This is a genomic window from Methylobacterium sp. J-026, from assembly GCF_022829585.1.
In the GTDB taxonomy this organism is placed as follows: Bacteria; Pseudomonadota; Alphaproteobacteria; order Rhizobiales; family Beijerinckiaceae; genus Methylobacterium.
On sequence record NZ_JAKSYC010000163.1, the window covers coordinates 43,261 to 55,864 of the forward strand.

At 71.3% G+C, this 12,604-nt stretch carries 12 protein-coding genes; 5 read left to right on the forward strand and 7 right to left on the reverse strand.

Going from position 1 to position 12,604, the window contains the following annotated elements; all coding sequences use genetic code 11:
- The first annotated feature begins 102 nt into the window (after nt 1–102).
- The 3 genes from MKK69_RS15535 (at nt 103) to eda (ending at nt 3,912) form a co-directional block, all read left to right on the forward strand.
- Nucleotides 103–1,224, forward strand: coding sequence for an asparaginase (locus MKK69_RS15535; RefSeq protein ID WP_243969166.1), 1,122 nt, complete (start codon nt 103–105; stop codon nt 1,222–1,224).
- 209 nt (nt 1,225–1,433) lie between these two features.
- Nucleotides 1,434–3,260 (forward strand): phosphogluconate dehydratase, encoded by a 1,827-nt coding sequence (gene edd / locus MKK69_RS15540; protein ID WP_243969168.1) that lies wholly within the window; start codon nt 1,434–1,436, stop codon nt 3,258–3,260.
- A 22-nt stretch (nt 3,261–3,282) separates the two neighbouring features.
- Nucleotides 3,283–3,912 carry a bifunctional 4-hydroxy-2-oxoglutarate aldolase/2-dehydro-3-deoxy-phosphogluconate aldolase gene (gene eda / locus MKK69_RS15545; protein WP_243969169.1) on the forward strand — a complete coding sequence of 210 codons (630 nt, stop codon included), beginning with the start codon at nt 3,283–3,285 and terminating at the stop codon, nt 3,910–3,912.
- Between the two features lie 83 nt (nt 3,913–3,995).
- Here eda and MKK69_RS15550 read toward each other — a convergent pair whose 3' ends face one another.
- Together MKK69_RS15550 and MKK69_RS15555 are read right to left on the reverse strand one after the other, a co-directional pair.
- Nucleotides 3,996–6,107 (reverse strand): ABC transporter ATP-binding protein/permease, encoded by a 2,112-nt coding sequence (locus MKK69_RS15550; RefSeq protein WP_243969171.1) that lies wholly within the window; start codon nt 6,105–6,107, stop codon nt 3,996–3,998.
- Nucleotides 6,108–6,256: 149 nt separating this feature from the next.
- Entirely contained in the window at nt 6,257–6,574 is a 318-nt protein-coding gene (locus MKK69_RS15555; protein WP_243969173.1) for a hypothetical protein, read from the reverse strand.
- 207 nt (nt 6,575–6,781) lie between these two features.
- Here MKK69_RS15555 and MKK69_RS15560 point away from each other — a divergent pair, with 207 nt between their 5' ends.
- On the forward strand, nt 6,782–7,414 hold the full coding sequence (locus MKK69_RS15560) for a 2OG-Fe(II) oxygenase (protein ID WP_243969175.1): 633 nt from the start codon (nt 6,782–6,784) through the stop codon (nt 7,412–7,414).
- A gap of 65 nt (nt 7,415–7,479) precedes the next feature.
- Entirely contained in the window at nt 7,480–8,061 is a 582-nt protein-coding gene (locus tag MKK69_RS15565; protein ID WP_243969177.1) for a peptidase inhibitor family I36 protein, read from the forward strand.
- On the opposite strand, the gene lpxB is transcribed toward MKK69_RS15565, so the two are convergent.
- The 5 genes from lpxB to lpxD form a co-directional block, all read right to left on the reverse strand.
- The gene (gene lpxB, locus MKK69_RS15570) at nt 8,058–9,152 is read right to left on the reverse strand and encodes a lipid-A-disaccharide synthase (protein ID WP_243969253.1); all 1,095 of its coding nucleotides are present in this window, start codon (nt 9,150–9,152) and stop codon (nt 8,058–8,060) included. The genes MKK69_RS15565 and lpxB overlap by 4 nt on opposite strands.
- Nucleotides 9,153–9,220: 68 nt before the next feature.
- Nucleotides 9,221–10,084 carry an LpxI family protein gene (locus MKK69_RS15575; protein ID WP_243969179.1) on the reverse strand — a complete coding sequence of 288 codons (864 nt, stop codon included), beginning with the start codon at nt 10,082–10,084 and terminating at the stop codon, nt 9,221–9,223.
- 12 nt (nt 10,085–10,096) lie between these two features.
- Nucleotides 10,097–10,915, reverse strand: coding sequence for an acyl-ACP--UDP-N-acetylglucosamine O-acyltransferase (gene lpxA / locus MKK69_RS15580; protein WP_243969181.1), 819 nt, complete (start codon nt 10,913–10,915; stop codon nt 10,097–10,099).
- On the reverse strand, nt 10,912–11,388 hold the full coding sequence (gene fabZ / locus MKK69_RS15585; protein WP_243969182.1) for a 3-hydroxyacyl-ACP dehydratase FabZ: 477 nt from the start codon (nt 11,386–11,388) through the stop codon (nt 10,912–10,914). The genes lpxA and fabZ overlap by 4 nt, the downstream gene beginning before the upstream one ends.
- Nucleotides 11,389–11,521: 133 nt before the next feature.
- Nucleotides 11,522–12,580 carry a UDP-3-O-(3-hydroxymyristoyl)glucosamine N-acyltransferase gene (gene lpxD / locus MKK69_RS15590; protein WP_243969184.1) on the reverse strand — a complete coding sequence of 353 codons (1,059 nt, stop codon included), beginning with the start codon at nt 12,578–12,580 and terminating at the stop codon, nt 11,522–11,524.
- Between the last annotated feature and the right edge of the window lie 24 nt (nt 12,581–12,604).

The following is a 12,604-nucleotide window of genomic DNA, read 5'->3' on the forward strand; positions in this document are numbered from 1 at the left end:
GCGCGCCTCCATCCCGCATGATCCTTGCCTCAGGCCGGGGCGCGGTTACCATCCCGCGCCGAGTTCCGACTCGTCATTCCCTCCACTCATCGAGGATCTGCGATGTTCTGTAGCCGAAGCGGTGCGGCGCCTGCCTTGCGCGGAGCGGTCTTCGCGCTGGCCCTGGCCGGCGGATTCGGGGCGAGCCCGCTCCGCGCCCGCGAGATGCCCGAGGCCGGGGCGGCGGCGGCGGTGAAGAAGCCCAACGTCGTCATCCTCGCCACCGGCGGCACGATCGCCGGTGCGGGCGCCGACGCCGCCAACAGCGCCACCTACACCGCCGCCAAGGTGCCGGTCGACAAGCTGATCGCCGCCGTGCCGCAGATGAGCAGCATCGCCAATGTGCGCGGCGAGCAGGTCTTCCAGATCGCCTCGGAGAGCTTCACCGACGCGCAGCTCGTCCAGCTCGCCAAGCGGGTCTCCCAGCTGCTGAAGCAGGACGACGTCGACGGGGTGGTCGTCACCCACGGCACCGACACGCTGGAGGAGACCTCGTTCTTCCTCGACCTCGTGGTGAAGAGCGACAAGCCGATCGTGGTGGTCGGCTCGATGCGGCCGTCGACGGCGATCTCGGCGGACGGCGCCCTCAACCTCCTCGACGCCGTCACGGTGGCGGCCAGCAAGGAGGCGGTGGGCAAAGGCGTCACCGTGACGATGAACGACTACATCCAGTCCGGCCGCGACGTGAGCAAGCGGACCAACGTCGTGCCGAGTGCCTTCTACAGCCAGTGGGGGCCCCTCGGCATGGTGGTCGAGGGCAAGACCTACTTCTACCGCTCGCTCTCGAAGCGCCACAACACGAGTTCCGAATTCGACATCGACCAGATCGACAGCCTGCCTCTGGTGGGCATCGTCTACGGGTCGGGCAACATGATCCCCGGCGTCTACGACGCGGAGGTCCAGGCCGGAGCCAAGGCGATCGTCAACGCGGGAACCGGCAACGGCTCGGTGCCGGGCTACCTCGTGGACAAGCTCAAGGACATCCGCTCCAAGGGCACCCTCGTGATCCGCTCCTCGCGGGTGCCGGACGGCTTCGTCCTGCGCAACGCCGAGCAGCCTGACGACACCTACGACTGGGTGGTCGCCCACGACCTGAACCCCGCCAAGGCCAAGATCCTGGCCGCCGTGGCGCTGACCAAGACCAGCGACACCAAGGAGCTGCAGCGGATTTTCTGGGAGTATTGAGGGCGGAAACGCCTTCGATCTCCGCCGCGGCGGTGAAAGACCAAGCGCATCCCCCTCCCCCTCTGCGGGGGAGGGAGGGCACGCATCAGTTGCGCGCCGGCCGGGTTACATCCCGCAGCGCACCCTTTAGATATGGGCTCGCGACGCAGCCGCGCCGGTCGCGGCCCCGTCGGGGGCGGTCCGTCTGCACCGAGCCTGGAGGAACGAGCATGACCGAGCTTCATCCCGAGGTCGCGGCGGTCACCGAGCGTGTCGTGGCACGCTCCCGCCAGACCCGGCGCGCCTATCTCGACCTGATCGCCCGCGAGCGTGAGGCGGGGGTCCGGCGCGGCACCCTCGCCTGCGGCAACCTCGCCCACGGCTTCGCGGCCTCCGGCGAGGACAAGGCGGCGATCCGCGACGAGCGGACGGTGATGAATATCGGCATCGTCACCGCCTATAACGACATGCTGTCGGCCCATCAGCCCTACGGGCGCTATCCCGAGCAGATCAAGCTGTTCGCCCGGGAGCGCGGCGCTACCGCCCAGGTGGCGGGCGGCACGCCGGCCATGTGCGATGGCGTCACCCAGGGCCAGAGCGGCATGGAGCTGTCGCTGTTCTCCAGGGACACGATTGCCCTCTCCACCGCGGTGGGCTTGAGCCACGGCATGTTCGACGGCGCGGCTCTGCTCGGCATCTGCGATAAGATCGTGCCGGGCCTGCTGATCGGGGCGCTCCGCTTCGGCCACCTGCCGACGATCCTGATCCCGGCCGGGCCGATGCCCTCGGGGCTCGCCAACAAGGAGAAGCAGCGGATCCGCCAGCTCTACGCCGAGGGCAAGGTCGGCCGCGCGGAACTCCTCGAATCCGAGTCGGCCTCCTATCACGGCGCCGGGACCTGCACGTTCTACGGCACCGCCAATTCCAACCAGATGATGATGGACATGATGGGCCTGCACATGCCGGGCGCGTCCTTCATCAATCCCGGCACGAAGCTGCGCCAGGCCGTGACCCGGGCGGCGATCCACCGGCTCACGGAGATCGGCGGCGCCGGCAACGATTACCGGCCGCTCGGCCACTGCGTCGACGAGAAGGCGATCGTGAACGCCGCGGTCGGCCTGCTCGCCACGGGCGGATCGACCAATCACGCGATCCACCTGCCCGCCATCGCCCGCGCCGCCGGCATCGTGATCGACTGGGCGGATCTCGACCAGCTGTCCAACGCGGTGCCGCTGATCGCCCGGGTCTACCCGAACGGCGCGGGCGACGTGAACCACTTCCACGCCGCCGGCGGCATGAGCTTCGTGATGGCCGCGCTCCTGGATGCCGGCCTCCTGCACGACGACATTCTGACGGTGGCGGGCCAGTCCCTGCGCGACCATGCCCGCGACCCCAAGCTTGCCGGAGAAGAGCTGGTCTTCGAGGACGCCGTGGCGGAGAGCCTGGACGAGGCGATGCTGCGCCGGCCCGCCACCCCGTTCCAGCCGGACGGCGGCATGCGGCTGGTGCAGGGCAATCTCGGCCGGGCGACGTTCAAGACCAGCGCCGTAGAGGAGAGCCGCCGGACCATCGAGGCCCCGGCCCGGGTGTTCTCCGATCAGGACGACGTGCTCAAGGCCTTCAAGGCGGGCGAGCTGGAGCGGGACGTCGTGGTGGTGGTCCGGTTCCAGGGCCCGAAGGCCAACGGCATGCCGGAGCTGCACAAGCTCACCCCGCCGCTCGGCGTGCTCCAGGACCGCGGCCACAAGGTCGCCCTGGTCACGGATGGCCGCATGTCGGGGGCGTCCGGCAAGGTGCCGGCCGCGATCCACCTGAGCCCGGAGGCGCTGGGCGGCGGCCCGATCGGGCGGATCCGTGACGGCGACATCGTCCGGCTCAGCGCGGCCGACGGGCTGCTGGAGGTGCTGGTCGACGACGCGGAACTCGCCGCCCGCCCCGAGGCCGAGGCGCCGGCGCCGGCACAGGGCACCGGGCGGGAGCTGTTCGCCTTCATGCGCCACGGGGCCGACACGGCGGAGCGCGGCGCTTCGGCGATGCTCGCCGCCGCCGGCCTCTGAGACCGTAGGGGAGTCGCCGAGCATGAACGATCTGGCTAGCATCGACGCGCTGATGCGCTCCGTGCCCGTCATCCCGGTCCTGGTGATCGAGGACGTGGCCCAGGCCCGGCCCATCGCCGAGGCCCTGGTGAAGGGCGGTCTCACCGCCCTGGAGGTGACCCTGCGTACGCCGGCGGCCCTCGACGTGATCCGGGAGATGGCTCGGGTCGAGGGCGCGGTGGTCGGGGCCGGGACGGTCCTCAATCCCCGCGACCTCGACAACGCCCTGGCGGCGGGGGCCGAATTCATCGTCTCGCCGGGCCTGACCGAGCCCCTCACCGACGCCGCGAAGGCGAACGGCGTCCCCTACCTGCCGGGCGTCGCCACGGCCGCCGACATCATGCGCGGCCTCGATTCCGGGCTCGACCGGTTCAAGTTCTTCCCGGCCGAGTCCGCGGGCGGGATCAAGGCGCTGAAGGCACACGCGGCGGTGTTCGGCGCGGTGCGGTTCTGCCCGACGGGGGGAATCACCGAGGCGAGCGCCCCGGACTGGCTGGCGATCCCGTCCGTGCTCTGCGTCGGCGGCAGCTGGGTGGTGAAGCCCGACACGCTGGATCCCGCGGCGATCGAGATGGCGGCACGGGCGGCCGCGGGGCTGCGGACGGGGGCTTAGCGCGCTTCAGGGCGACCTGCCGCATATGGCCCTACCCGCGCACAGAGGGGGGAGTGAGCGCGTCCGCTCCGGGGCCGCCTGCCTCACTCCGCGGGCAGCGGCTCCCGCCGCGACCGCGGCACGAACACGCCGCCCTCCGGCTCCAGCGTGATGCGCCGGTCATGGAAGGCGTCCAGCGTCGAGCGGTGGCCGATCGAAACGATCGTCGTCCCGGGCAGGCGCTCGCGCAGCATCCGATAGAGCGCCGCCTCGGAGGGCTCGTCCAGCGAGGCCGTGGCCTCGTCGAGGAACAGCCATTCCGGCTTGGACAGGATGGCCCGGGCGATGGCGAGCCGTTGCTGCTCGCCCCCCGACAGCCGCCGCTCCCACGTGTCGATCTCGTCCAGGCGGTCCGCCAGCTGGGGCAGTTGCGCCGCCGTCAGGGCATCCCTGATCGCCGCGTCCGAGAACTGGTCGACGGTGTTCGGATAGACAACGGCCCCGCGGAGCGTGCCCTGGGGGATGTAGGGCCGCTGCGGCAGGACCAGTGCCGATTGCCCGGCCGGCACGTCCACCCGGCCCTTGCCGAACGGCCAGATCCCCGCGATGGCCCGGAACAGGGTCGACTTGCCCGATCCGGATGGCCCGGTGACCAGGGTCGCGCCGCCCCGCGGCAGCGTTAGCGCGTCGGCGGTGACGATCGGCCGGCCGTCCGGCAGGGCGAGCACCAGGCCGCGGGCGGTGACGTCGCCGGCCGTGTCGTTGCCCTGGACGAGGCCGTAGCCGGCCGTCTCCAATGCCTCGGCCTTGGTCATCGCCCGCCGGAAGGAGCCGAGACGATTGGTGTTGGCCTTGTAGGCGGCGAGCGTCGTGTAGGAGTCGACGAAGAACGACAGGGAACTCTGCACCTGCCCGAAGGCCTGCGAGGTCTGCTGCAGGGCACCCAGGGTGATCTTCTTGGCGAAGAAGGACGGCGCGGCCAGCACCATCGGGAAGATCACGCTCGCCTGCCGGTAGCTGAAGGTGAAGGCGATCAGCTTGATGCGGCGGAAGATGATGCCGACGTAGTTGTCGATGACGCTGTGGAACAGCGTCGAGAGCCGGGAGGCCTCCGCGCGCTCGCCGCGCAGCAGCGCGATCTGCTCCGAATAGATGCGATTGCGGGCGAGCGCGAAGCGGAAATTCGCCTCGACTTGCTCCTGCCGGAAATCGAGCCCGATCAGCGGCCGACCGATCAGGTGGGTGAGCCATGTGCCCACCACGGCGTAGCCGATCACCAGCCAGACCAGGAAGCCCGGGATCACCGCGTCGGTGAACGGCACGACGAAGTCGCGCGACAGGGTCCAGAGGATCACCATGAACGAGACCAGCTGCGCGGCCTGGCTCAGCAGCCGGATCGACAGGGTCGTCGTCTGAACGATGAAGCTGTTGACGTCGGCCTGGATGCGCTGATCGGGGTTGTCGGCCTCCTCGTCGGTGAACGGGATGCGATAATGCGTGCCGTTGCCGAGCCAGCGCTCGTACAGGCTGTGGGTCAGCCACGTGCGCCAGCGGATGAGCAGCGAGGAATCAACGAACAGGTCGAACATGCCGATGGCGATGTTCAGGGTCGCCAGCGGTACGAACACCCAGAGCAGCTGGTACCAGAAGGCGTTGGCGTCGTATTCCTGCAGCGCATTATAGATGTCGCGGTAGAAGAAGTTGAACCGCAGCGTCAGCGCCACGTCGGCGAAGTTCACGAAGATCGACAGGGCGACGAGGTTGCGGCCGATCCGGCCCTCCGTGGTTCCGAACCAGCGGAACAGGCCGATCTCCTTGGTGGGTTTGTCGCGGTTGGCGAAGTACGGATCGGCGATGTTGGTGATCGCCCGGATCGGCTCGAGATAGGCGATGCCGAGCACGATCGCGGCGAACACCACCGCGCCCGTGGCCGCGAAGGCCGGGGGGAGCAGGGCCGCGACCACCGACGGGAGCAGGCCAAGGGCGGCGACGGTCTTCGATCCGGCGAGCAGCAGGTAGCCGACGCCGTAGACCGAGACGAACACCTTCAGATAGGCCGAGATTCCGTTGGAGGCGATCAGGATGCCGGCCATCGCGAATCCGGCCAGCGAGACGTAGAGCGGCGGGCTCGGGATGCCCGGCAGCGCCAGCAGGATCAGCGCGGCTACGGCCGTGAGCACGGCCTGGATCCCGAGCCCGGTCCTGAGTGCGGCCACGCGTGTCTCCCGTCGCAACGCGCCCAGTGAGGGGCGCAACCGGGCGCCCTTGGTCCCGGTCAGTGGCGAGATAGTGGCCGTGACCCCGCGCTGTCGCGTGAAACTTTCGTCATCGTCCGGGCCTGCGTCGATTTATGCCGGCCGGCCGCTCACCAGTTCCATTCCTCGAAGCCCGGCTCGCGGCAATGATAGCCGATCGGGCATTGCGGGTTGTCGCGGGTGGGCACGAAGCGCAATTCGGCGATCTCGGAGCCGCTGCACTGGCCGGGGCCGCTGACGAAACGCTCGGGCGCCGCGCCGGCGGCGATCACCACGTCCCGCTCGCCTCTCACCAATGCCATCGCCTCCGCGCAGGTCATCCGGGCCGTCATCGAGCCGCGCGGCGCCCGGGATTGGGCGAACGCCTCCGCCCCGGTCGCGACCGCGACGAGGTGCACGCACAGCAAGGCGAGGGCCAGCGGCCTCATCAGACACGGGTCCAACATGCGCCCAGGAAGAAAGTCCGCGGGCATCGCACTATCCTGCACGGGCGGGCGGCCGGAGACTGTCACCGGAATGCGCCACCGGGCGGCTTTCGCCGTCGGACCGCCGCAATCGGCGGATTATGAGATTCCTGGAACGGCCGCCCGGCACGCCGGAGACGACGCGTCACCAGGGAGCCAAGGGATCCACCGATGTCCGCCCTTTCGATCCTCGATATCTCGGCCATCCGCGCCGCGCCCGTGTCCCGCGAGCCCTACGCCTACACCCTCGGCAGCAACGTCCTGAACCCCAACGCGATCGACGCGATTCGCCGCGACTTCCCCGACATCGCCAAGCCCGGCTACCTCACCGTGGACGAAGTCGCCCTGAAGGGCCGCTTCAAGGCGCTGATCGACGAGCTGGAGAGCGATGCCTTCTCGGAGATCCTGGGCGCGAAGTTCGGGATCGACCTCGTCTCCTGCCCGCGGCTCACCACGATCATGCGGCGCAGCCAGCCGAAATACGGTTCGATCCACACCGACGGCCCCTCGAAGGTGCTGACGCTCCTCGTCTACATGAACGACGCCTGGGACGCGCCGGCCGCCGGCCGGCTGCGGGTGCTGTACGACGGCCGGAACTACGAGCCCTTCGCTGTCGAGGTGCCGCCGACCATGGGGACGATGTTCGCGTTCCTGCGGGCCGACAATTCCTGGCACGGTCACGAGCCGTTCGAGGGCGAGCGGCGGGTGGTCCAGGTGGCGTGGCTGAAGGATGCCTCGGAGCTGGAACGCAAGCGCAAGCGCAACCGCACGGCGCAGTTCCTCAAGGGGATCTTCGGCCGCTGAACGGACGCGAGGGTCGGACGATGGGGGCGGTGGTGCTGGCGGATCCGGGCGGGGAACCTCGTTCCGTGTCCAGGCGTCGCTACGTGCTGCCGGTGCTCCTCGTCATCGGCTGGGCCGGGCTCTTCGCCTACAGCGCGGCCTACCTCACCGAGGACCTGCCCTTCCGGCCCCAGAAGCCTGAAGCGGCCTCACCCGCCGAAACCGCCTCCGGGCAGGCGCCGTCGCCGCGGCCGGTGGTCGTCCTCGACAGGCCGCGCGGCTCCGGCCCCGGGCCGGCCGCGGATGCGGTGCCGGCCGTCCAGGCCATTCGGGCGCCGGCTCCCCCGTCCCGTCCCGTCCCGGCGCCCGTCGGCGCCGAGTATGTCGGCCTCTGGGGGCCGCACCCCAACGCCTGCGCGGCCCGCTCGCGGCGGCGGGGCTACATCCCGGCGATGATCGCGCAGGATCAGGCCCGGGCCGGCCGCACGCTCTGCACCTTCCACGACACGCGCCGCGCCGGAAACGCGTGGGTGACCGCGGCCGAGTGCAACGACCGCGGCCGCCGCTGGGCGTCACAGGTCCGGCTGACGGTGGAGGGCGATCACCTGACCTGGTCGAGCAGCCGCGGAACCGTGACCTACACCCGCTGCGGCCGGCGCGCGGGCTAGGCGTTCGACCGCTCGGCCGCCTCCAGCACGATCCGCGCGGCGGCCCGGCTCGGCGTGTCCGCATCACGGAGCCGCATCCGCGCGTCGATCCGGGCGAGCGCCGCACATTGCGCCGCGCGCGCCGCGCCCCCCGTCAGGAGGGGCGACAGGGCTTCGGCGAGCCGTTCCGGCGTGCAATCCGCCTGGACGAACTCCGGCATGGCGTTCTCGGCGAGGATCAGGTTCGGCAGAACGATGCTCGGGACCTGGATCAGCCGGCGGGCGATGACCTCCTCCATCCGGGAGACCTTGTAGGCGACGACCATAGGGACGCCCGCCAGCGCCAGTTCCAGCGTCACGGTCCCCGAGGCCGCCAGCGCCGCGCGCGCGCCGCGGAACGCCGCGTATTTCGGCGCCTCGCCGGTGACGATCCGCACAGGAGCCGGCCAATCCGCCGACAGGCGCTCGATCAGGGCGCGGTGGCGCGTCACGGCGGGCAGCACCGCCTCGACCGGCAGCACCCGCCCCAGCCGGGCGAGCGCCTGTCCGAAGACCGGCATCAGCCGCTCGATCTCGGACCGGCGGGACCCGGGCAGGACCACGAGGCTGTACGGCTCCGCCTCCCGGTGCCGGAGATCCGCGCCGGCCGGGCGCAGCTCGGGCAGGCGCTCGATCAGCGGGTGCCCGACATAGGTGCAGGGCGGCCCCCCGAGCCGCAGATGCGCGTCGGGCTCGAAGGGCAGCAGCGCCAGCACGTGGTCGATGAACGGGCGCATGCCCTTCGCCCGCCAGGGGCGCCACGCCCAGACGCTCGGCGAAACGTAATCGATGATCGGGATGGCGGGGGCCGCCCTGCGCACCCGCTTGGCTACGGCGTGGGTGAAGCCGGGGCTGTCGATGATCACGAGCACGTCCGGCCGGGCGCGCACCGCCGCCTCGGCGGTCTGGCGGATCCGCCGCAGGAGCGTGCGGGCGCGGGCAAGCACCGGCAGGTAGCCCATCACCGCGACGTCATCCAGGGGGAACAGGGAGGGGAAGCCCGCCTCCGCCATCGCCTCGCCCCCGACCCCCCCGAAGGCCGTATCGGGGGCCGTCTCGCGCAAAGCCCGCATCAGCTTGGCGCCGAGCTGGTCGCCGGAATCCTCGCCGGCGACCAGCCAGATGGTGGGTGATCGCGCCGTCACGGCGCGCCCCCGTAGCCGACCACGAACAGGCCGAGCCGGTCCGCCTCCGCGGCGGTGGCGGCGCGGTCGATCACCAGGGTCCCGCCGGCTTCGAGGGCGAGGCCGACACAGCCGGCCCGGGCGGCGTTGCGCACCGTGCGCGGCCCGACCGCCGGCAGGTCGACGCGCAGATCCTGGCCGACCTTGGGCGCCTTCACCAGCACGGTCGCGGGGAGCGGCCGCCCCCAGCCGAGCGGTCGCCGCCCGAGGGCGCGCGCCCGGGCGAGCATCCGGTCCGTCCCTTCGGGTCCCTCGGCGGCCAGCACCCGCGCGCCGGCCACCACCACGGCCTGCCCGAGGTCGAAGGGCGAGAGCGCGGCCAGCACGCCGCACCCGGTCCGGATCGAGGCCGCCGCCTCCGCGCCCGGCGCCCGGCGCCCGATCGGCCCCTCCGGGCAGAGCAGATCCGGCGCCGCCTCGTGGACGCCGAGGATCCGGTGACCCTCCTCCTCGACGAGGGTCAGCGCCGCGCGCAGGAGCCGGTCGTCGCCGCCGCCCGCGATGGCGCGCAGGGCCTCCCGGTTGCGCAGGGCCGCCCCGGCGTTGAGGATCGCCGCCGGGCTCGGGCGCGAGACGCCCCCGGCCGGGATCACGATGGCCGGCCCCCATCGGCGCAGCAGCTTCAGGGTGGCGGCGAGGTCGAGGAGGTCGACGGTGGCATCCGCGCTAGCGCGCAGGCCCCGCCCGGTGAAGCCGCGCAACGCGATCACCCGGAACGGCCGACGCGCCCGGCGCAGGGATTCGGCGACGAGTTCGGGCAGGCGCCCGGCCCCGGCGATCAGCACGAGGGAGCCCTCGGGCACAGGATCGGCCTCCGCCATGGCCCGGGCCGTTCAGGCGGCGCCGATCGGGGTCGGGACCTCGCGCGGCGTGCAGATCGAGCGCTTGCCACCGACGCGGATGAAATCGAGGATCTCCCGCACCGCCGCGTGGGACTCGAAGGTCGCGGCCACGTCCTCCACGCGCTCCATCAGCGTGCCCTCCGGGGCGAAGAGCAGGCGGTAGGCCCGCCGCAGGGCGTGGATGTCCTCCCGGGCGAAGCCCCGGCGCTGCAGGCCGATGATGTTGAGCCCCGACAGGCAGGCCCGGTTGCCCAGCACCATCCCGTAGGGAATGCAGTCGTTCTCCAGGCCCGAGAGCCCGCCCACGAAGGCATGGGCCCCGACCCGGGCGAACTGGATCACGGCGGCGCCGCCGCCGAGGATCGCGTAATCGCCCACCGCGCAATGGCCGGCCAGCATCACGTTGTTGGAGAAAATGACGTGATCGCCCACCCGGCAATCGTGGCCGACATGGGAATTGGCCAGGAAGGTGCCGTGATCGCCCACCACCGTCTCGAGGCCGCCGCCGCTCGTGCCGGGATTCATGGTGACGCCCTCGCGGATCAGGCAATCCGAGCCGATCGTGAGGGTCGAGGCCTCGCCCCGGTATTTCAGGTCCTGCGGCGGGTGCCCGATCGACGCGAAGGGGAAGATCCGGGTGCGCGGGCCGATCGTGGTGCGGCCCGCCAGGACCACGTGGCTGACGAGTTCACAATCCGGCCCGAGCTCGACCTCGGGCCCGACATGGCAGAAGGGACCGATCCGCACCCCGTCGCCGATCCGCGCGCCCGGCTCGATCACGGCGCTCGCGTGGATCGCGGCCGCGCTCACTCGGTCACCAGCATGGCGCCGATCTCGGCCTCCGCTACCAGGGTGCCGTCGACCCGGGCCTCGCCGCGGAACCACCACATGGTCCGGCGCTGGTTCATCTTCCGCATGTGGAAGCGCACCTGATCGCCGGGGGTGACCGGCTTGCGGAACTTGCACTTGTCGATGGTCATGAAGAACACCTGCTTGGTGCGCAGCTCGTCCGTGCGGATATGACGGCAGCAGATCGCCCCGGCCGTCTGGGCCATGCCCTCGATCAGCAGCACGCCCGGGAAGACCGGCAGGCCGGGAAAATGCCCCATGAATTGCGGCTCGTTGGCCGTGACGTTCTTGATCCCGACGCAGGATTCGTCGCGGTCGATCTCGACGATGCGGTCGACCATCAGGAACGGATAGCGGTGCGGCAGCAATTCCAGCAGCGTCTGGATATCGGCTATGCCCAGCTCGCCGCCGGTCTCGCGCGCCGCCTCACTCATCAAATCCCGCACCTCGACGTGCCGCCCGCGGCGGCCTGGCATCCGGCCGCCGATGGCGGACAGAGCGCTCTCTTCGGAAGAAATCGCCGGAAGCGCAAGGCCTTCCGGACAAACCGGCCGGATCCGGGAGGGCTCAGGCCTCGTCCTCCGCCGGGGCCTTCCCGGAGCGCTCGGCGAGGCGCGCCAGCGTCGTCAGCTCGCGGAACCAGGCCCGGACCGGCTTGGCCGGCGTCCCGCCCCAGCGGCTGCCCGGGGGCACGTCGCGGTTGACGTTGGACGAGCCGGCGATCTGCGCGCCGCGTCCGATGCGCAGATGGCCCACCACCCCCACCTGCCCGCCGAGGACCACGTAATCCTCCAGCGTGGTCGAGCCGGAGATGCCGACCCCGGATACGATCACGCAGTGGCGCCCGATGACGACGTTGTGGGCGATCTGCACGAGGTTGTCGATCTTGGTCCCCTCCCCGATCACCGTATCGCGCGAGGCGCCCCGGTCGATCGTGGTGTTGGCGCCGATCTCGACATCGTCCTGCACGATCACCCGGCCGATCTGCGGGACCTTGAGATGCGTCGCGCCCATGGCGAAGCCGAACCCGTCCTGGCCGAGCCGCGCCCCCGGGTGGAGGATCACCCGGTTCCCCAGCAGGGCGTGGCTGAGGGTCGTGCCGGCGCCGATCGCGCAGTCGCGCCCGATGCGCACGCCCGGGCCAATCACCGCGTTCGGGCCGACCACCGTCCCCGCCCCGATCTCGGCGCCCGGGCCGATCACCGCACCCGGATCGACCGTGACGCCGTCCTCGAGCCGGGCCTCCGGATGGACATGGGCCCCCGGGGCGATGCCGCGGGCGGCGAATTGCGAGCCGGGACGCAGGGCGTCGGGGTGAAGGCGCCCGAGCAGCGTGGCGTAGGCGCGGTAGGGATCGCGGCTGACCAGGGCGACGGTCCCGGCCGGGCACCGGGCCACGAACCGTGGCGAGACCAGGCAGGCGCCCGCCCGGGTCGTGGCCAGCGCGTCGCCGTAGCGGGCATTGTCCATGTAGGCGAGGTGCTGCGGCCCCGCATTTTCCAGGGGCGCCGCACCGACGAGCCGAGCTTGCGGATCGGCGCCCTCCGGGAGGGCGGCGCCGGCGACCCCCGCGATCTCCGCGAGGGTCAGATCTGCCGCGGCGGCGAAGAAGATGAGGTCGGTCATGCGCGATAACGCGCCGGCCCGGGT

Excerpts from the sequence above, each read along its gene's own strand:
- lpxB (WP_243969253.1), bottom strand. The coding sequence starts at position 9,152 with ATGCGGGCTTTGCGCGAGACGGCCCCCGATACGGCCTTCGGGGGGGTC.
- eda (WP_243969169.1), top strand. The coding sequence starts at position 3,283 with ATGAACGATCTGGCTAGCATCGACGCGCTGATGCGCTCCGTGCCCGTC.
- MKK69_RS15555 (WP_243969173.1), bottom strand. The coding sequence starts at position 6,574 with ATGAGGCCGCTGGCCCTCGCCTTGCTGTGCGTGCACCTCGTCGCGGTC.
- fabZ (WP_243969182.1), bottom strand. The coding sequence starts at position 11,388 with ATGAGTGAGGCGGCGCGCGAGACCGGCGGCGAGCTGGGCATAGCCGAT.
- edd (WP_243969168.1), top strand. The coding sequence starts at position 1,434 with ATGACCGAGCTTCATCCCGAGGTCGCGGCGGTCACCGAGCGTGTCGTG.
- MKK69_RS15575 (WP_243969179.1), bottom strand. The coding sequence starts at position 10,084 with ATGGCGGAGGCCGATCCTGTGCCCGAGGGCTCCCTCGTGCTGATCGCC.
- MKK69_RS15535 (WP_243969166.1), top strand. The coding sequence starts at position 103 with ATGTTCTGTAGCCGAAGCGGTGCGGCGCCTGCCTTGCGCGGAGCGGTC.
- MKK69_RS15560 (WP_243969175.1), top strand. The coding sequence starts at position 6,782 with ATGTCCGCCCTTTCGATCCTCGATATCTCGGCCATCCGCGCCGCGCCC.
- lpxD (WP_243969184.1), bottom strand. The coding sequence starts at position 12,580 with ATGACCGACCTCATCTTCTTCGCCGCCGCGGCAGATCTGACCCTCGCG.